The organism is Microbacterium sp. GXF7504 (assembly GCF_054798235.1).
Genome location: NZ_JBSJZI010000002.1, coordinates 18,303 through 34,566 on the forward strand (window position 1 = coordinate 18,303; position 16,264 = coordinate 34,566).

Annotated in this window: 17 protein-coding genes; 16 read left to right on the plus strand and 1 reads right to left on the minus strand. The window is 71.7% G+C overall.

Features of this window, described 5'->3' with window-relative positions; all coding sequences use genetic code 11:
- Positions 1 to 55: 55 nt before the first annotated feature.
- From ACWAUO_RS04145 to ACWAUO_RS04220, 16 genes are all read left to right on the plus strand, one after another.
- On the plus strand, positions 56 to 1,171 hold the full coding sequence (locus ACWAUO_RS04145) for an LLM class flavin-dependent oxidoreductase (protein ID WP_460773325.1): 1,116 nt from the start codon (positions 56 to 58) through the stop codon (positions 1,169 to 1,171).
- The gene (locus ACWAUO_RS04150; RefSeq protein WP_460773326.1) at positions 1,168 to 1,767 is read left to right on the plus strand and encodes a TetR/AcrR family transcriptional regulator; all 600 of its coding nucleotides are present in this window, start codon (positions 1,168 to 1,170) and stop codon (positions 1,765 to 1,767) included. The genes ACWAUO_RS04145 and ACWAUO_RS04150 overlap by 4 nt, the downstream gene beginning before the upstream one ends.
- On the plus strand, positions 1,764 to 2,777 hold the full coding sequence (locus ACWAUO_RS04155) for an amidohydrolase family protein (RefSeq protein ID WP_460773328.1): 1,014 nt from the start codon (positions 1,764 to 1,766) through the stop codon (positions 2,775 to 2,777). The genes ACWAUO_RS04150 and ACWAUO_RS04155 overlap by 4 nt, the downstream gene beginning before the upstream one ends.
- Before the next feature lie 5 nt (positions 2,778 to 2,782).
- Complete coding sequence (locus ACWAUO_RS04160) at positions 2,783 to 3,331, plus strand: flavin reductase family protein (RefSeq protein WP_460773329.1); 549 nt, start codon at positions 2,783 to 2,785, stop codon at positions 3,329 to 3,331.
- A 31-nt stretch (positions 3,332 to 3,362) separates the two neighbouring features.
- Entirely contained in the window at positions 3,363 to 3,662 is a 300-nt protein-coding gene (locus ACWAUO_RS04165; protein ID WP_460773331.1) for a hypothetical protein, read from the plus strand.
- A 50-nt stretch (positions 3,663 to 3,712) separates the two neighbouring features.
- Positions 3,713 to 5,002 (plus strand): ABC transporter substrate-binding protein, encoded by a 1,290-nt coding sequence (locus ACWAUO_RS04170; RefSeq protein WP_460773332.1) that lies wholly within the window; start codon positions 3,713 to 3,715, stop codon positions 5,000 to 5,002.
- A 47-nt stretch (positions 5,003 to 5,049) separates the two neighbouring features.
- The gene (locus ACWAUO_RS04175) at positions 5,050 to 7,047 is read left to right on the plus strand and encodes an ABC transporter permease (RefSeq protein ID WP_460773334.1); all 1,998 of its coding nucleotides are present in this window, start codon (positions 5,050 to 5,052) and stop codon (positions 7,045 to 7,047) included.
- The gene (locus ACWAUO_RS04180) at positions 7,044 to 7,802 is read left to right on the plus strand and encodes an ABC transporter ATP-binding protein (protein WP_460773335.1); all 759 of its coding nucleotides are present in this window, start codon (positions 7,044 to 7,046) and stop codon (positions 7,800 to 7,802) included. Before ACWAUO_RS04175 ends, ACWAUO_RS04180 begins: the two co-directional genes overlap by 4 nt.
- Entirely contained in the window at positions 7,799 to 8,521 is a 723-nt protein-coding gene (locus tag ACWAUO_RS04185) for an ABC transporter ATP-binding protein (RefSeq protein WP_460773337.1), read from the plus strand. The genes ACWAUO_RS04180 and ACWAUO_RS04185 overlap by 4 nt, the downstream gene beginning before the upstream one ends.
- Positions 8,522 to 8,741: 220 nt before the next feature.
- Positions 8,742 to 9,227 (plus strand): glutathione peroxidase, encoded by a 486-nt coding sequence (locus tag ACWAUO_RS04190; RefSeq protein ID WP_460773338.1) that lies wholly within the window; start codon positions 8,742 to 8,744, stop codon positions 9,225 to 9,227.
- Positions 9,224 to 9,718 carry a MarR family winged helix-turn-helix transcriptional regulator gene (locus ACWAUO_RS04195; RefSeq protein ID WP_460773340.1) on the plus strand — a complete coding sequence of 165 codons (495 nt, stop codon included), beginning with the start codon at positions 9,224 to 9,226 and terminating at the stop codon, positions 9,716 to 9,718. Before ACWAUO_RS04190 ends, ACWAUO_RS04195 begins: the two co-directional genes overlap by 4 nt.
- Positions 9,719 to 9,824: 106 nt before the next feature.
- Positions 9,825 to 11,135 (plus strand): alpha/beta fold hydrolase, encoded by a 1,311-nt coding sequence (locus tag ACWAUO_RS04200; protein ID WP_460773341.1) that lies wholly within the window; start codon positions 9,825 to 9,827, stop codon positions 11,133 to 11,135.
- Between the two features lie 116 nt (positions 11,136 to 11,251).
- Positions 11,252 to 12,868 carry an AMP-binding protein gene (locus ACWAUO_RS04205; RefSeq protein WP_460773343.1) on the plus strand — a complete coding sequence of 539 codons (1,617 nt, stop codon included), beginning with the start codon at positions 11,252 to 11,254 and terminating at the stop codon, positions 12,866 to 12,868.
- A 104-nt stretch (positions 12,869 to 12,972) separates the two neighbouring features.
- Positions 12,973 to 13,650, plus strand: coding sequence for an SDR family NAD(P)-dependent oxidoreductase (locus ACWAUO_RS04210; RefSeq protein ID WP_460773344.1), 678 nt, complete (start codon positions 12,973 to 12,975; stop codon positions 13,648 to 13,650).
- Between the two features lie 192 nt (positions 13,651 to 13,842).
- On the plus strand, positions 13,843 to 14,181 hold the full coding sequence (locus ACWAUO_RS04215) for a non-heme iron oxygenase ferredoxin subunit (RefSeq protein ID WP_460773346.1): 339 nt from the start codon (positions 13,843 to 13,845) through the stop codon (positions 14,179 to 14,181).
- Entirely contained in the window at positions 14,178 to 15,398 is a 1,221-nt protein-coding gene (locus tag ACWAUO_RS04220; protein ID WP_460773348.1) for an NAD(P)/FAD-dependent oxidoreductase, read from the plus strand. Before ACWAUO_RS04215 ends, ACWAUO_RS04220 begins: the two co-directional genes overlap by 4 nt.
- On the opposite strand, the gene ACWAUO_RS04225 is transcribed toward ACWAUO_RS04220, so the two are convergent.
- Positions 15,358 to 16,260 carry an oxygenase MpaB family protein gene (locus tag ACWAUO_RS04225; protein WP_460773350.1) on the minus strand — a complete coding sequence of 301 codons (903 nt, stop codon included), beginning with the start codon at positions 16,258 to 16,260 and terminating at the stop codon, positions 15,358 to 15,360. The genes ACWAUO_RS04220 and ACWAUO_RS04225 overlap by 41 nt on opposite strands.
- Positions 16,261 to 16,264: the final 4 nt, after the last annotated feature.

Genomic DNA, 16,264 nt, shown 5'->3' on the forward strand with positions numbered 1-16,264 from the left:
CCTGCACTTCGGTGATGAGGCGACGACGCCGTTCGGCGTCGCGGAAAGGACCACCATGCACCTGTCCGTGTTCATGGGACCCGTGGCACTGGGTGAGGCCAGGGACAAGCCCATGATCGACCTCTGCATCGATCAGGCCATCGCCGCCGCCGATGCCGGCTTCGCGATGGTGACGTTCGGCGAGCAGCACTTCAACAACTACGAGCCGTACTCGAACCCGTTCCTCATGGGCGCCCGGCTCGCTCCGCATCTGGGCGACACCTGGTTCGGGACGACGATCGTGCCGCTCGTGCTGCACCATCCCCTCCGCCTCGCGGAGGACGCGAGCGTCGTGGACCTCCTCACCGAGGGCCGGTTCATCCTGGGGCTGAGCGCCGGCCGCGTGGGTTTCTCTCCCGATTTCGAGAATTTCGGCCTCGACCCTGAGCGCCGCGAGGAGATCTTCGCTTCCAAGCTCGACTACCTCGTACGCGCACAGCGGCAGAAGTTCGACGATCCGCCGATCGTCATGGACTCGCAGTGGGACCAGGGCCGCCTGCTCGGCCGGATGATGCCGGTGTCGTGGCGCCGCGGCGGCGCGCAGAAGGCGATCGGCACGAACACCGACGCGAAGATCGACGAGGTCGGCGCGCGGGGATGGCCGGTCTTCCTCGGCCCGTGCCTGCCGGATGCGGCCGCTGCGAAGCTCGCACGCCACCGCGCTGCGATGGCGGCGGCCGGGATCGACGAACGGCAGCAGCGCGACGCGTCCCGCAAGTCGCTCGTCACCCGGCACGTGTTCTGCGGACCGACCGAGGACCGGGCCTGGGAGATGGCGGAGCTGCTCACCGGGATGAACCCGATGATGGACCGGACCAGCGACCGCCGGAGCCTGCGCGAGCTCGCTCAGGCCGACCTGTCGACCGACGAGTATCCGCGCAATGCGAAGTTCGTGCAGGAGTGGATCTCGGCCGGCACACCCGACTCCCTCGTCGCGCAGCTCCGCCGGTACGCCGACAACGGTGTCGAACACGTCAACATCCGGTTCACCGCAGGACTGTCCGACCCGGCGGTCGTCACGGAGTCGTTCGACCTCTTCGTCCGGGAGGTGCTCCCCAACGTGGGGCACGAGTTCTTCCCGGCGCTCACCGATGACGAGGTCGAGCCGGTCCACCTGGGGGTGCGGGCATGATGGCACGGCCCAAGAAGGGGCACGCACTCGATCCCGCCGCGGTCGTCGAGGTCGCTGCGGAGGTCTTCGCCACGCGCGGCTACGCCGGCACCACGCTCGACGAGGTCGCACGCCGGATCGGTGTGACGCGGCAGGCGATCCTCCATCACTTCTCCACGAAGCAGGACCTGTTCCGCGGCGTGCTGGAAGCCGAGCGTGCCTGGGCGATCCGGGCATCGCTGCGGTTCGAGGAGGGCACCGACGTCACGGACCCGTTCTCGCCGCTCGCACAGTTCCTGGGCCTGGACGACCACGGCCGTCAACGGATCCGACTCCAGCATGTGCTCCAGGGCGAGGCGATCGCCGGCGATCCGGTGGCGCAGGAGTTCATCGGGCTGCGCACGAAGGTCATCCTCGAGCAGACGCGGGGACGCGTGCGCGTCGTCGCGGACGCCGGCCGATTGGCCAGGGGCTGGACCGTGGAGAGCGCGACCACCGCCCTCGTCGGGCTCGTCAACGGCCTGCAGGCGATCAACCTCGTCGACCCGGGCACCGACGTCCGGGGTGCGTTCGACGACTTCACCGCGGCGCTGCTGAGCCCGGAGGGGGAGCGATGAGGATCGACGTCCACGCCCACTACTGGCCGGCGAGCTACATCGACCTCCTCGTCGAGACCGGCCGGGACGACCTGCGGTTCGCCGGCCGGCAACGCGACGACCTCGACGAACGCCTGGCTGAGATGGACCGGGTCGGGGTCGACGTGCAACTGCTGTCGGCCGTCGGGCTGAACACCGAGGTCGCGGAAGCCGATTCGGCCGCGGGCGCGGCCCGCCACATCAACGATCTGTACGTCGAGCTGGGGGACCGGTTCGCCGGGCGGTTCGGCGGGTTCGCGAGCGTGCCGCTGCCCCATGTCGACGAGGCGATCGCCGAGGCGGCGCGGGCGCTCGACGAGCTCGGACTCGTCGGGATCGCGCTCCCGTGCGTGATCGGCGGCCGCCCGCTCGACCACCCGGACTACGAGCCCTTCTGGCAGGCGCTCGGCGACCGCGACGACGACGTGTTCGTGTACGTCCACCCGGTCGGGGCCGACTCCCGCTGCCACCCCGGCCTGACCGAGTTCGGGCTGGAGATGGGCCTCGGCTCGACGATGCAGATCGCCATGGCCCCGATGCGCGTGGCGCTGTCCGGACTCACCAGGCGGTATCCGCGGATCCGGTTCATCTTCGCCCTCTGCGGCGGCGTGCTGCCGTACCTGTGGCAGCGGTACGAGCGGAACCTCCGCCGCGGCATCGAGATGAGCGCGGTCGCCGCGGTCGGCACCGGCATGTTCTCCTGGATCGCCGACCTCGACCTGGACCCCGCCGACCCGATGTCGCTGTTCCGGCGCAACCTCTGGTTCGACACCTCGGTGCAGGACATCCCGGCCGCCCTCCGGCTCGGCAAGGAGACCTACGGGGTCGACCGGATGCTGCTCGGCAGCGACGCGATCTTCGCCTCGCTCACCGAAGCGGTCGAGGTGCTGCAGCAGAACCCCGACCTCACCGACGACGAGAAGCACCGCATCCTCGATGTCAACGCGTACGAGCTGCTCGGCACCGCGGTCGACCGGTGGCTGGCGCGGTGAGCATCATGACCGATCCCCGCCCCTTCCTCAAGAAGGGCCGTGTCGACCCGGTCGACGAGGCCGAGTTCAGAGCCGTCATGTCCCACTTCGCCACCGGGGTCGTCGTCGTCACCGGCGGCGCCGCCGACGGCACGCCGCTCGGGATGACCGCGCAGTCGTTCAGCGCGCTCTCGCTCGATCCGCCGCTGGTGATGGTGTGCCCGTCGCGCACGTCCACGAGCTGGCCCCGCATCGGGGCGACGCATCGGTTCGCGGTGAACGTGCTCTCCGCCGACCAGGCGGAGCTCAGCCGCCGGTTCGCCCGGAGCGGCGGCGACAAGTTCTCGGGGCTGAGGTGGTCCTGGGGCGAGTACGGTGCGCCGCTGATCGACGGCGCGATCGCCCACATCGAGTGCGATCTCGAGGTGGTCCACCCCGGGGGCGACCACTACATCGCCGTGGGGCGGGTGCGGAAGCTCGCCTCCGCCCTCGCCGAGGCCGGTGCGGAGCCGAGCCCGTTGCTGTTCTACCGCTCCGGGTACCGCACCCTCACCCCGACCGACCCGCCGGCCTGACCGGCGCACTCTCCGACCAGAAGGAGTCCCCATGTCCACAGTCGACGGCGAGTGGAAGCTGGCGATCGACACCCCGATGGGCGTGCAGCGGTTCACGTTGCACCTCCTCCGCGACGGTGACCGGCTCACCGGCACCGCGACGAACAACAACGGCACCTCCGAGATCGCCGACGGCGTCGTGGACGGCGATGACCTCACGTTCACCGCCGCGGTGCAGGGGCCGTTCCCGCTCACGCTCGCGTTCACCCTGACCGTGGACGGCGATCGGCTCGCCGGCACCTCCAAAGCGGGCCAGTTCCCGCCCTCCACCGTCAGCGGCGAACGCGCCTGACCGTTCCTCCTCGAACGCACCACCCGACCCAAGAAGAAGGGAGCTCCTCAATGAAGAAGAGCACGAGAACCACAGCACTCCTGGCGCTCGGCATGACCGCCATGCTCACCGTGAGCGGATGCGGAAGCAGCGTCGCCGCCGACCCCACCGCCGAGCCCACCGAGACGGCGGCCGCCGGTCTCTCCGAGGCGACGATCGACGCGTTCCTCGCCGCAGGCGGCGGCACCGCCGACGCGGCCGGGGAGGACACCGTCACGGTCGGCTGGGTCAACGCGGATTCCGGTCCCGGCAGCACCCCTGAACTCACCGCTCAGACCAACGCCGCGATCGAGCTCATCAACGCCCAGCTCGGCGGCGCCGGCGGCGCCACGATCGTGCTCGAGGCATGCGAGATCACGAGCGAGGAGAGCGGCCTGTCGTGCGCGCAGCAGTTCGTGAACGACGACGAGGTCGTCGCGGTGATCCAGGGGAACATCTCGGCCGGATCCGCCTCGTTCCACTCGATCATGGACCCCTCCGGCATCCCCATCATCGGCGCGCTCCCGCTGACGCCCGAAGACGGCATGGCGCCCAACGGGTTCTACACCGCACCCGGCTCGTTCAGCACCATCCCCGCCGTCATGGAGCTCGTGAACCGCTACCTGCGGCCCGCCTCGGTCGCCGTGATCACCGTGGAGGGTGAAGCCGTCTCCAGCACGATCGGCACCGCGCTCGCCGGTGCGCTGCGCGGCAGCGGCAAGGACGTCAAGCAGGCGGCGGTCGAACTGTCCGCCACCGACGTCACCGCGCCGCTCGTCGCCGCGGGCGTGCAGGACGCCGACCTCATCATCCCGCTCGTGATCCTGCCCCAGCAGTGCATCGCGGTCGACAGCGCCATCACCGCCCTCGGCACCGACGCGACCGTGCTCGCGCTGTCGGCATGCCATTCGTCGGCAGTCGAGCAGGCACTCGGGGCGTACCCGGCCTGGACGTACCTGTCCGCCTACCCGAACCCGGAGGTGCCGACGGGCGACCCGGAGTCGCAGGCGCAGATGGACGCCTACCTCGAGTGGTATGCGACGCTCGACGAGTCCGACATGGACGGCATCGTCGCGCTCCAGGCCGCGCTGACGCTCCAGCACCACCTCAACGCGGCGACCGAGATCACGCCGGAGGCGATCGCCGCAGCGGCGAAGGCGTGGACCGGACCGATCTTCCTCGGCTCGCCGGTCGTCGCGTACGGCTCGGTGCAGACGCAGATGCCGCTGCCGGCGCTGCCCTCCCTCGCCACCCGCGCGTACGCGTTCGACGGGTCTGCGTGGACGGACGTCACCGACGGCGCCTGGCTCGGCATCAACTAACTACGGGTGCGGGGGCCGGTCCGACCGGCCCCCGCACTGGAGGTCGTATGCAATCCGTCCTGCTGTTCACCGTCATCGGACTCGTGCCCGGTGCGCTCATCGCGGCCATCGCCCTCGGGCTCGTGCTCACCTATCGCGGCGCCAACGTCATCAACATCGCCACCGGCTCGATCGCCCTCATGGGCGCGTACGCCTACTACGGGCTCACCGACGGCGGCTACCTCTACGCCACGTGGCTCCGGCTGGGTCCCGGCCCGTGGCCTCCGGTCGCAGCCCTCGTGGCGGCCCTCGTCGTCAGCGCATCGCTCGGCGTGGTCCTCGAAGTGGTCGTGGTGCGGCCGTTGCGTCAAGCCGCGCCGCTCACGAAGCTGCTCGCCACCCTCGGCGTCTACCTGACGATCGGCTCGTTCATCTTCCTGTGCTTCGGTTCGGACGGGCAGGCGCCCGCATCCGTCCTCGGCCCGGGTCTGACCGTGCGAGTCTTCGACATTCCGATCCGGCTCGAAGGCCTCATCCTCGCCGGCATCGTCGTGGTGGTCGCCGTCCTGCTCGCCGCGCTGTACCGGTTCACCCGGTTCGGCCTCGCCACGCGCGCGGCCGCGGAGAACGACACCAACGCCACCCTCGCCGGACTCGATGTGAACTCGCTCTCGCTGATCAACGTCGTGCTCTCGGCGACGCTCGCCGGCCTGTTCGGCGTGCTCGCCTCGCCGACGACCGGACTCGACCCGGTCACGATCCCGAACGTCGTCGTCCCCGCGCTCGCCGCGGCGCTGCTCGCCGGGTTCACCTCGTTCGGCATCGCCGTGGCCGCCGGGCTGGCGATGGGGATCGCGACGTCGCTGCTCACCCTCGCCCAGGCGCAGCCGTGGTTCCCGACCGTCGACGGTGCCGCGCTGACCGGTGTCGACGACCTCCTCTTCTTCGTCGTGGTCGTGATCGCCCTCTTCCTCCGCGGCTCCTCCCTGCCCCGCCGGGAGAGCCTCATCGAGAAGCGGCTCCCGCCCGTGCCCGTGCCGGTGCGGATGCTGCGACCGACCGTCATCGTCGCCGTCGCCAGCGTGCTGTACTTCCTGCTCCTGCCCTACGACTTCCGCCAGGCCGGGATCAACACCCTCATCGGCGTCGTGCTCGCGCTCTCGTTCGTGGTCATCATCGGCTACATGGGGCAGTCCTCCATCCTGCAGGTCGCCGCCGCGGGCCTCGCCGGGTTCGTGGTCTCGAAGGTCGCGGTCGGGTGGGGGATCGGGTTCCCGCTCGGACCGCTCCTCGGTATCGCCGCGGCCGTCGTCGTCGGCATCGTGGTCGCCTTCTCCGCGTTGCGTGTCAGGGGTGTCAACCTCTTCATCGTGACCCTCGCCGCCGCGGTCGCGATCGAGCAGTTCATCTTCCGCAACCCGGTGTGGGGTGGCGGAGCCACCGGCGCGAAGGTGCCCTCTCCCGACCTGTTCGGGGTGAGCATCGGTCCCGACGCCTCGTTCCTCGGGATCGGCGGCATCCCGAGCCCGCTGTTCGGCATCCTCATCGCGATCGTCGCCGTTCTCGCGTGCCTGTTCACCTCGAGCCTGCGTCGCGTCGACCTCGGTCATCGATTCCTCGCGGTCCGCTCCAACGAGCGCGCCGCCGCTGCCGCGGGCATCTCGGTCCGCGACACGAAACTGACCGCGTTCGCGCTGTCCTCGGCGATCGCCGGTGTGGCGGGCGTGATGTACGCCTACAACTTCGGCTCGGTCACCGCGGGGCGGTTCAGCGTCGCGATCGCGATGAGCGCGGTCGCGTTCGTCTACATCGCCGGTATCACCACCGTCCGCGGCGCCGTGATCGCGGGCACCATGATGGTCGGCGCCGTCGGCGGCTTCCTCGTCCTGGAGCGCATCGACCTCCCGTACGAACTGCTGCAGCTCGTCGGCGGCATCGCGCTCATCCTCACGATCGTGTTCAAGCCCGAGGGCATCGCCGGCGGCCCCGTCAAAGAGCGGAAGCGGCGGCGCACGCGGCGGGAAGAGACCGCCGCCCCGGCACTGATGGAAGGGGCGACGCTGTGACCGCCGCGCTGGAACTGGAAGACCTCACCGTCCGCTACGGCGGGGTCGTCGCGCTCGACCACGTGAGCTTCGCCGTGCCGCGGGGCACCCTCGTCGGGCTGATCGGTCCGAACGGTGCCGGGAAGACCACCCTCATCGACGCCGTCACGGGCTTCACGAGGGCGGAGGGCGCCGTTCGGCTCGCCGGCCGGTCGCTGCACGGGCTGCCCGCCCACCGCCGTGCCCGGCGGGGACTCCGGCGCACCTGGCAGCACAGCGAACTGTTCGAAGACCTCACCGTCAGGGAGAACCTGTCCGTCGCGTGCGGCGACGCCCGGCTCCTCACCACCACCCGCGACCTCCTCCGCGGTCGATCCGACACCCCGGATGCGGTCGACGAGACGATCCGGATCCTCGGCCTCGAGGCGCTCGCGGAGCGCCCCGCGAGCGAGCTCACGGAGGGCCAGCGCAAGCTCGTCGGCGTCGGGCGGGCGTTGGCGCCCCGGCCGGAACTCGTGCTGTTGGACGAGCCGGCCGCCGGGCTGGATCCGACCGAGAGCGCCGCGCTCGGCCGCATCCTCCGAGAGGTCGTCGACCGCGGCACGTCGATGCTCCTGGTCGATCACGACATGAGCCTGGTCATGTCGGTGTGCGACCACATCGTCGTGGTCGACTTCGGGCGCGTCATCGCGCGGGGCACGCCCGCCGAGGTGAGGAAGGACCCTGCCGTGATCGCCGCGTACCTCGGCGTCGGCAGCGAGGAGGGAGCGGCATGAGCGAGCACGCACTGCTGGACGTCGAGGACGTCAGCGCCGGATACGGGCAGTCCGGCATTCTGAAGGAGGTGTCGCTCCGGGTGGCCGCCGGCGAGGTGATCGTGCTGCTGGGGCCGAACGGCGCGGGGAAGACCACGACGCTGCGCGCCCTCTCCCGGCTCATCCCGATCACGTCCGGCGACGTGCGCTTCATGGGCGTCTCGACCGCCAAGGAACCGGCGTTCCGGTTGGCGCGGCGGGGGCTCGGCCATCTGCCCGAGGGGCGCGGCCTGTTCTTCTCCCTCACGGTGGCCGAGCACTTCTCGCTCACGCACCGGGGTGAGCGCCGGCTGTCGTTCGCGCAGGCCCTGCAGTTCTTCCCGGAGCTCGAGCGACTGAAGGACCGGCTCGCGGGGCAGCTGTCCGGCGGTGAGCAGCAGATGCTGGCGCTCGCCCGCGCGATGGCCCGTGGGCCGCGGCTGCTGATGATCGACGAGCTCAGCCTGGGACTCGCGCCGGTGATCGTGGAGCGGTTGACGCCCCGGGTTCGCGAATTCGCGGACGTGACCGGGGCCGGGGTGCTGCTCGTCGAACAGCACGTGCCGCTCGCGCTCAGCATCGCCGACCGCGGCTACGTCATGGACCGCGGCCGGATCACGATGACGGACACCGCCGAGCGGCTGCGCGCCGACCAGGACCTCATCGCCGCGAGCTACCTCGGCGACGCGCCTGCGGCCTGAGCCGCCCGCCCGCACCCACTGCCTCGGGCGCCGAACTCCGCAGAATCGCGCGGACTTCGCACGATTCGCCCGAGATCCTGCGGAGTCCGCGCGAAACTGCGAAGTTGCCCGTCCGTCGCCCGTGCGGTGGGCGACCTGCGGCGCAGCGTGCAAACCCTTGTGTACAAGATACTTGTGTGCGAGCATTCCCGCATCCCACCCCGAACAGGAAGGCTCGACCATGGACCTCACCGACATCCCGCTGACGACGCTCCAGGGGGAGCAGACCACCTTCGGCGCGTTGACCGACGGGCGCGCCGCGCTCGTGGTGAACGTGGCCTCGCGCTGCGGATTGGCCGGTCAGTACGAGGCCCTGGAAGCGCTGCACAAGCAGTACGCCGACCGCGGGTTCACAGTGATCGGCGTCCCGAGCAACGACTTCCTCCAGGAGCTCGGTTCCGAGGAGAAGATCGCCGAATACTGCTCGGCGACCTGGGGAGTGACCTTTCCGATGACAGAGAAGGCGAGGCTCCGCGGAAAAAAGGCGCACCCGCTGTACCGCGAGCTGACGACGGTGCCCGGGGAGAGCGGTGAGAGCGGGCCGATCAGCTGGAACTTCGAGAAGTTCGTCATCAGCCCGCGCGGGGATGTCGCCCGCTTCAGCCCGCGGACGAAGCCCGACGCCCCGCAGGTCATCGCCGCGATCGAGGCGGCGCTGCCCCGATGAACGGACCGACCGCGGTCGATGCCGCAACCTCCACGAGGCTGAACGAGGCGGTGTGCCTCGCGCTGTACTCGACGACGCACGCGACCCTGCAGCTCTACCGCGACCTGCTCGCGCCGTGGGGGCTGAGCTACCAGCAACTGATGGTGCTGGGACTGTTGTGGGAGGCCGGCGAGCAGACCCCCGGTGCCATCGCGGACGCGCTCTGGCTCGACTCGAGCAGCGTCGCGGGGCTCCTGCGCCGGATGGAGCAGCGCGAGCTGATCGTCCGCGACGTCGACCCCGACGACCGCCGTCGCGTGCGGGTCGCACCGACCGAGCGCAGCGAGGCGATCCGCGCGGAGATCGGATGGCTCGAGGACTGCCTCACGCAGGCGCTCGACCTGGACGAGGCCGCCGCCCGGGACCTCGTCACACGGCTGCGTGGCATCCGGGACCGGATCGCCGCATTCGACCGACCCGACCCGGGCGCGCTCGACCCGACCACCGCCTGACACCACATCAGCCACACCAGTCACGACTTCGCGCCGATTCGTCGCGCGGAAACCCCCGATTGGGGCAGACTCCCGCGCAGGGGAATCGCCGGCGGTTGGGGGAACCATGGTCGAGTGTCTTGCTGCGACGGGGACGGATGTCGCCGGGCCGCTGATCCTGGGACTGCTCGCGCTGCTCGCCGGTGTCGGCGCGGTGGTGCTGCATCGGACCGGTCGGCGACGGGGCGTCCGCGGGGGAGCGCTGCTGGTGGTCGCCGCGCTCGCCGTCTCCGGGGTCGCGGTGATCGGATCCGCAGGCCCGGCGCAGGCGGCATCCGATCCGTGCGACGAGACGCCGGTGTCGTCCGTGATCCTGCCGGACCAGGACGTGTCGTTCATCAGCGGCGGCGTCGCCTTCGCCGCGAGTCTCCGGGCACCGGCGCCAGGGCGCACCGGCGTCCCCGCCGCGATCATCATCGGCGGCACCGGCGCGGTCGACCGCGACGGCAACGGCGCCGGGCTCGAGATGGACCAGTACCGCTGGATCGCCGACCTGCTCAGCGCCCAGGGCATCGCGTCCCTCCGCTACGACAAGCTCGGCACCGGCGCCACCGGGCTCGGCCCGTACGCCGCCGACCCCTCGGCCATGCTGCCGCTCACCTACGAGCAGCTGCGCGTCCAGCCCGCCCGCGACGCCCTGACCTCCCTCGCGGCCGTGCCCGGGGTCGACCCGAACCGGCTCATCGTCATCGGCCACAGCGAGGGCGGCGCCGTGGCGACGCTCGTCGTGACCGAGCCGAAGGGTGCGCCGGCGGCCGCGGGGCTCGCGCTCGTCGAACCCGCATACACGCACATCCTCGACATCGTCTCGCGCCAGTTCGCCGACCAGATGGATGCGGCCGCGACCGGCGGCGCCATGGACCCCGCCGACGTCGCCACACTGAAGACGTGGCTGGATGCGGGCGTGGCGGAGATCCGCGGCGGCACCCCGCCGTACCCGGTGCCGGGACCCGTGCCGCTGCCCGGCGCCACGGACTTCACCGCGCTCATGCAGACGACCATCCAGGACAACATCTACGGGTCGGACCCGGCGCAGATGGTGATCACCCACGCCTACCGCACCCTCTACGGCAAGGGCTACGACGCGGTCGATCCGGCCGACCTCGTCCCTGCGATCGGCATCCCGACGCTCATCACCTGCGGGACGAAGGACTTCAACACCCCCTGCGGCGACGGCACCCCCGGCTCCGGCGTGATCGCGCTGTCGCAGGCGTTCACCCCGGGGGTCGCGCGCTTCGTGACCCTGCCCGACACCGTGCACATCCTGCGCGACGTGGGCGACGCCGACGTGCCGAACATCGCCGACCAGCTCGCGTACCCGTACTCGGCCGTGTTCGCCGCGGAGTTCAGCGCGTTCGTCGCGACGTTCCGCGGGTAGGCGCCGGCCGCCACCCCCCATCGAACGGGGGTGCCGCCGGCGCCCGCTCCGGGGGAGACTCGACATACCGGCGGCGGGCGGCTCCTTCGCGCGCCGTCGGGATTCGGAGGATGCGCATGCCCAGTGGTCACGACGACGAGATCGCACCCGTCGGGGTGCCGCCGTGGCGGACCGACCCGCACATCGCCCGGGAGATCGCGGCGTTGCGGCGCCGGTTCCGGGCGCCGGGCCTCGACGTCGCGCACGAGCTGTGCGACACGCATCCGCCCGAGGCCGTGGCGTTCACCGTCGTCGACGGCGACTGCGCAGCCGTCCCGCTCACGTACGGCGAGCTCGCGGACCGGTCGAAGCGGCTCGCCGCGGCTTTGCGCGAGGAGGGCGTGGGTCGCGGCACCCGGGTGGCCGTGCTCATGGGCAAGCACGCGCAGCTGCCGGTGATCCTGCTGGCGATCTGGCGCCTGGGCGCCGTGCACGTCCCGCTGTTCACGGCGTTCGCGCCGCCCGCGATCGAGCTGCGGGTCTCGAGCGCCGGTGCGCCGCTCGTCATCGCCGACCCCGACCAGGTGCCCAAGCTCTCGGGGCTCGGCGTGCGCACCATCGCGTCGGGTGACGAGGTGGAGGCGCTCATCGCCGCGCACGAGCCGCTCGCGGAGCGCACCGCGGTCGGTCCGGACGGGCTCTTCATCCAGATCTACACGTCCGGCACGACCGGCGCGCCGAAGGGCGTCGGCGTCCCGGCGTTCGCGCTCGCCGCCTTCTGGTCGTACATGACCTATGGCCTCGACGTCCGCGACGACGACGTCTTCTGGAACGTCGCCGACCCGGGCTGGGCGTACGGGCTCTACTACGGGATCGTCGGGCCGCTCGTCATCGGCCGCCCCAACATCCTGGTGACCGTGCGGTTCTCGGTGCCGATGGCGGTCCGGGTGATCGGGACGTTCTCGGTCACGAACCTCGGCGGCGCGCCCACCGTGTACCGGGCGATCATGCAGGACGCGCCGGACCTCCGCGCGTCGCTGCGTGCCGCATCCTCCGCCGGCGAGCCGCTCACCCCCGACGTCACCGCATGGGCGCCCACCGCACTCGGCGCCGATGTGCGCGACCACTGGGGACAGACCGAGCACGGCATGGCCGTGGTCAACGCGTGGCGCGAGCCGCTGCGCACGCCCCTCCGCGACGGGTCCATGGGCCTGCCGCTGCCCGGGTTCTCGGCAGCCATCCGCGACGGCGAACTCGTCCTGTCGGTGCCGGAGAGCCCGCTCATGTGGTTTGCCGGCTACGTCGACGCCCCCGAGCAGTCCGCGCGCCGCTACACCCCGGACGGGGTCTGGTACCGGTCGGGCGACCTCGCGCGGGTGGACGAGGACGGCTTCTTCCACTTCGCCGCCCGCGACGACGACGTCATCCTCGCCTCGGGTTACCGCATCTCGCCGTTCGAGCTCGAACGCATCCTCGTGCAGGACCCGCTGGTCGCCGAGGCCGCAGTCGTGGGCCGGCCCGATCCGCTGTCGGGTGAACGCATCGAGGCCTTCGTCGTGCTCGCGGGGGAGGTCGACCGCGACACCCTCACCGCGCGACTGCAGCTGGCCGTGCGGCAGGGCTACGGCGCGCACGGCTACCCGCGCCGGGTGCACGTCGTCGGGTCGCTGCCGAAGACGCCGAGCGGCAAGATGCAGCGGTTCGTGCTGCGGAACCTCACGGACGACGAGGTGGCTGCGCTCACCGAGGCGTGAGGGCGCGCGAACGCCGGAGGATCGCGCGGACGTCGGAGGAATTGCCTATCGTTCTCCGAGGGCGGCCGCATCCTCCGAAGACCGACGCGGCCGGGAAGGACACCATGGACCTGCAGCTGGAACGGAACGTCGTCCTCGTGATCGGCGGGCACGGCCTCATCGGCAGCGCCGTCGTGGCGCGCCTCGAGGCCGAAGGGGCGGTCGCGATCCCGGCGTCGCGCAGCTCCGACCGGCTGCGGATCGACGCGACCGACGACGCCTCCGTCGAGACGGGTGTCGCGCGGGTGCTCGACGAGCACGGCCGCATCGACGGACTCGTGGTCTGCGCGGCGCCCAGCGCGCGCACCCTCGACCCGGCGCGCAACTCGCATCCGGAGCAGGTCCTCGAGGCGGTCGACCGCAAGGCGCTCGCGTTCCTGCGCGCCGCGAACGCCGTCATCCCCGGGATGCGGGAGCGCGGCCGCGGCCGGATCGTCGGGGTGAGCGGGCAGAACGCGTTCCAGACCGGCAACGTCACCGGGTCGGTGCGGAACGCGGCGCTCATCCTCATCGCGAAGAACCTCGCCGACGCGCTCGCCGGTACGGGCGTGACCGTCAACGCCGTGAGTCCCGGCATCGTGACCGAGACGCCGTCGGCGGAGGTCGCCCCCGCGCGCGGCGGCGAGTCGACCCCGGCGGAGACGGCCGACCTCATCGCGTTCCTGCTCTCTCCGCTCGCCCGGGCGATCTCGGGGGAGTCGATCGCCGTCGGGCACCGGCTGCGTGGCGCGACCGGCCTCTGACCGAGCCGCCGCAGTCGCTCACCTGTCGCGAACTGCGGCGCGCGGCAGCACTTCGCGACAGGCGAGCGGCTCCGACGCCGCTTCACCCGTCGCGAATGACGGATGCTGCGCGCCCGCACCCGCGATTCGCGACGGGTGAGCGCGCCGCGGCGGGCGCGGGGGCGACCTGGCGCGCGCTGCTACGTTGACGGTGTGGGGAACTCGTACACCGTTGGCAAGGTCGGCGACATCGACGAGGACGAGGCGTTCGTCGTCCCGCGCGACACCGTCGGCACCCAGGACGACATCGCGGTCGTGTTCAGCGCCGGCCGGTACTTCGCGATCGACGACACCTGCACCCATGAGCGCGCCTCACTGGCCGAGGGCTGGATCGAGGACGGCTGCGTGGAGTGCCCGCTGCACTCGGCTCAGTTCCGCCTCTCCGACGGGGCGGCGCTGTGCCTGCCCGCACCCCGCGGCGTCGCCGTGCACACGATCGAGGTGGTCGGCGACGACCTCGTGCTGACCCCGAACCCCGAGCGCCTGGCGTGAGCGGCCTCGGCCGCGTCGTCATCATCGGTGGCGGCATCGCCGGCTGGTCCGTCGCGAGTGCGCTCCGCGCCGGCGGGCACGACGGCCCGATCGTCGTCGTCGAACGCGAACCGGCCTGTTACGACCGGCCTCCGCTGTCCAAGACCGTCCTCGCCGGGCCGGTGACGCTCGCGTCCCTCGCCTTCGCCGACCCGGCATCGCTCGCGCAGCAGCGCATCGAGGTGCGCGACGGCCGCGTCGCGACCTCGATCGACCCGGCCGCGATGACCGTCACGCTCGACGACGGCGCCGTCCTCGGGGCGGACGCGGTCGTGCTCGCGACCGGCGCCGCCCCGCACCGCCCCGCGTTCCCGGGCAGCGACCTTCCCGGCGTGCAGACGCTCGCCGTGTTCGCCGACGCCGAGCGGCTGCGCGCGCTGTCGGGCGGTCACGTCACGGTCGTCGGCGGCGGCTTCATCGGCGCCGAGGTCGCAGCATCCCTCCGCGACGCCGGAACCGCCGTCGACCTCGTCGAACCCGAACCGCTCCCGGGCGTGCACGCGTTCGGCGGCACGCTCGCCGCGCACCTGCACGACCTCCACACCGCTCACGGGGTGCGGGTGCACACCGAGACGGTCGCCGCGGTGACCGAGGTGGGGGAGCGCCTGCGCGTCCAGCTCGCCGGCGGCGCCGCGATCGAGACCGACGGCGTGCTGCTCGCGACCGGCGTCGTGCCCGAGACCGCGCTCGCACAGGCTGCGGGACTCGCCGTCGACGGCGGCGTCCTCGTCGACAGGGCCGGCCGGACGAGCGCGCCCGGGATCTTCGCGGTGGGGGATGCGGCCGGGCGCCGCGGTGCCGACGGCTCGTTCGCGCCCGCGGGGCACTGGGAGGCGGCGCAGCTGGACGGGCAGGCCGTCGCCGCCGCGATCCTCGGGCTGCCGGTGCCCACGCGCGGTGCGCCGTGGTTCTGGTCCGACCGCTACGGGCTCCACGTCGAGGTCGTGGGCGAGCTCACCGGGCCGGGCGAGGAGATCGTGCGACCGGGGCCGCATCCGACCGTCTTCCGGGTGGACGACGGGATGCTGCGCGGCGCCGCCGCGGTCGACGATCCCCTGACGGTCCGCGCCGCGCGGCGGCTGATCGACCAGGGCGTCCGGGTCGACGCGCGGCTGCTCGCCGACCCGGACGTCGCGGTCAGGACGCTGCTGCCGAAGCCTGCGCGGCACCCTTCTTGACCCGCACCTTCTGGTACGGCTTCGCGATCGTCTCGCCGATCGCCTGCGAGATGAGCTCCTCGGCCGAGCGGTTCTTCCGGGCGAGCTTCGCGACCCACTTGGTGAACTTCGCGCCCTTCGCCAGCTCCTTCTCGCTGCGGTCCTCGACCGCGAAGAAGTAGCGCGCGGTCTCCGGGAGGAGCGACAGCACGCCGTTGAGCACGCGGCGGGTCGCCCACTTCGCGACGAGGCCCTTCACCGGCGGATGCCGAAGCTCGTGGCCGGCCAGTGCGGCGAAGAGGGTCAGCGACTTGGTCTTCAACCCCTCGTTGATGTAGTCGTCGAGCTCGGCGAACGTCTCGAAGTAGGGACCCGGCACGAAGAGCTTCTTCGCGCCGATGTGCGACTCGACGACGACCCGGTCGGTCTCCGCGGCCGTGAGCGGCGCCGGGCCGAACTCCTGATAGCCGCGCAGCGCCGACCAGATGTAGGTCCACCAGGTCCACCGCTGCCACTCGGGCTGCTTGGCGCTCACGACCTCGCCGGTCTCCGGGTTCGTCCAGGAGGCGCGTTCATGCAGACGGTCGACGTGCGCGGAGGCGGCGTCGGCGTGCGCCCGGTCGGCGTAGATCGAGTCGCGCAGGTACGCGGAGGTGCGGTCGAAGCGCGCGGCCATCTCCTCGGGCCCCTCGGAGGTCACCGACACGCGCTCGAAGTGCTGCATCATCCCCGCGTCGAGCATCTGCAGGAAGACCGCGTTCTTGGCGCCCAGCGCGGAGCCCGGGTCGGCGAAGATGCGCCAGGACACGCTGTCCGGGCCGTAGTACCCCTCGTCGGCGCGTGGCGCGTCGGCCAGTGAACGGCTCGGGTGTTCGTCCGTCATGTGG

Excerpts from the sequence above, each read along its gene's own strand:
- ACWAUO_RS04205 (WP_460773343.1), top strand. The coding sequence starts at position 11,252 with ATGCCCAGTGGTCACGACGACGAGATCGCACCCGTCGGGGTGCCGCCG.
- ACWAUO_RS04195 (WP_460773340.1), top strand. The coding sequence starts at position 9,224 with ATGAACGGACCGACCGCGGTCGATGCCGCAACCTCCACGAGGCTGAAC.
- ACWAUO_RS04225 (WP_460773350.1), bottom strand. The coding sequence starts at position 16,260 with ATGACGGACGAACACCCGAGCCGTTCACTGGCCGACGCGCCACGCGCC.
- ACWAUO_RS04145 (WP_460773325.1), top strand. The coding sequence starts at position 56 with ATGCACCTGTCCGTGTTCATGGGACCCGTGGCACTGGGTGAGGCCAGG.
- ACWAUO_RS04155 (WP_460773328.1), top strand. The coding sequence starts at position 1,764 with ATGAGGATCGACGTCCACGCCCACTACTGGCCGGCGAGCTACATCGAC.
- ACWAUO_RS04170 (WP_460773332.1), top strand. The coding sequence starts at position 3,713 with ATGAAGAAGAGCACGAGAACCACAGCACTCCTGGCGCTCGGCATGACC.
- ACWAUO_RS04175 (WP_460773334.1), top strand. The coding sequence starts at position 5,050 with ATGCAATCCGTCCTGCTGTTCACCGTCATCGGACTCGTGCCCGGTGCG.
- ACWAUO_RS04185 (WP_460773337.1), top strand. The coding sequence starts at position 7,799 with ATGAGCGAGCACGCACTGCTGGACGTCGAGGACGTCAGCGCCGGATAC.
- ACWAUO_RS04210 (WP_460773344.1), top strand. The coding sequence starts at position 12,973 with ATGGACCTGCAGCTGGAACGGAACGTCGTCCTCGTGATCGGCGGGCAC.
- ACWAUO_RS04160 (WP_460773329.1), top strand. The coding sequence starts at position 2,783 with ATGACCGATCCCCGCCCCTTCCTCAAGAAGGGCCGTGTCGACCCGGTC.
- ACWAUO_RS04190 (WP_460773338.1), top strand. The coding sequence starts at position 8,742 with ATGGACCTCACCGACATCCCGCTGACGACGCTCCAGGGGGAGCAGACC.
- ACWAUO_RS04150 (WP_460773326.1), top strand. The coding sequence starts at position 1,168 with ATGATGGCACGGCCCAAGAAGGGGCACGCACTCGATCCCGCCGCGGTC.
- ACWAUO_RS04200 (WP_460773341.1), top strand. The coding sequence starts at position 9,825 with ATGGTCGAGTGTCTTGCTGCGACGGGGACGGATGTCGCCGGGCCGCTG.
- ACWAUO_RS04165 (WP_460773331.1), top strand. The coding sequence starts at position 3,363 with ATGTCCACAGTCGACGGCGAGTGGAAGCTGGCGATCGACACCCCGATG.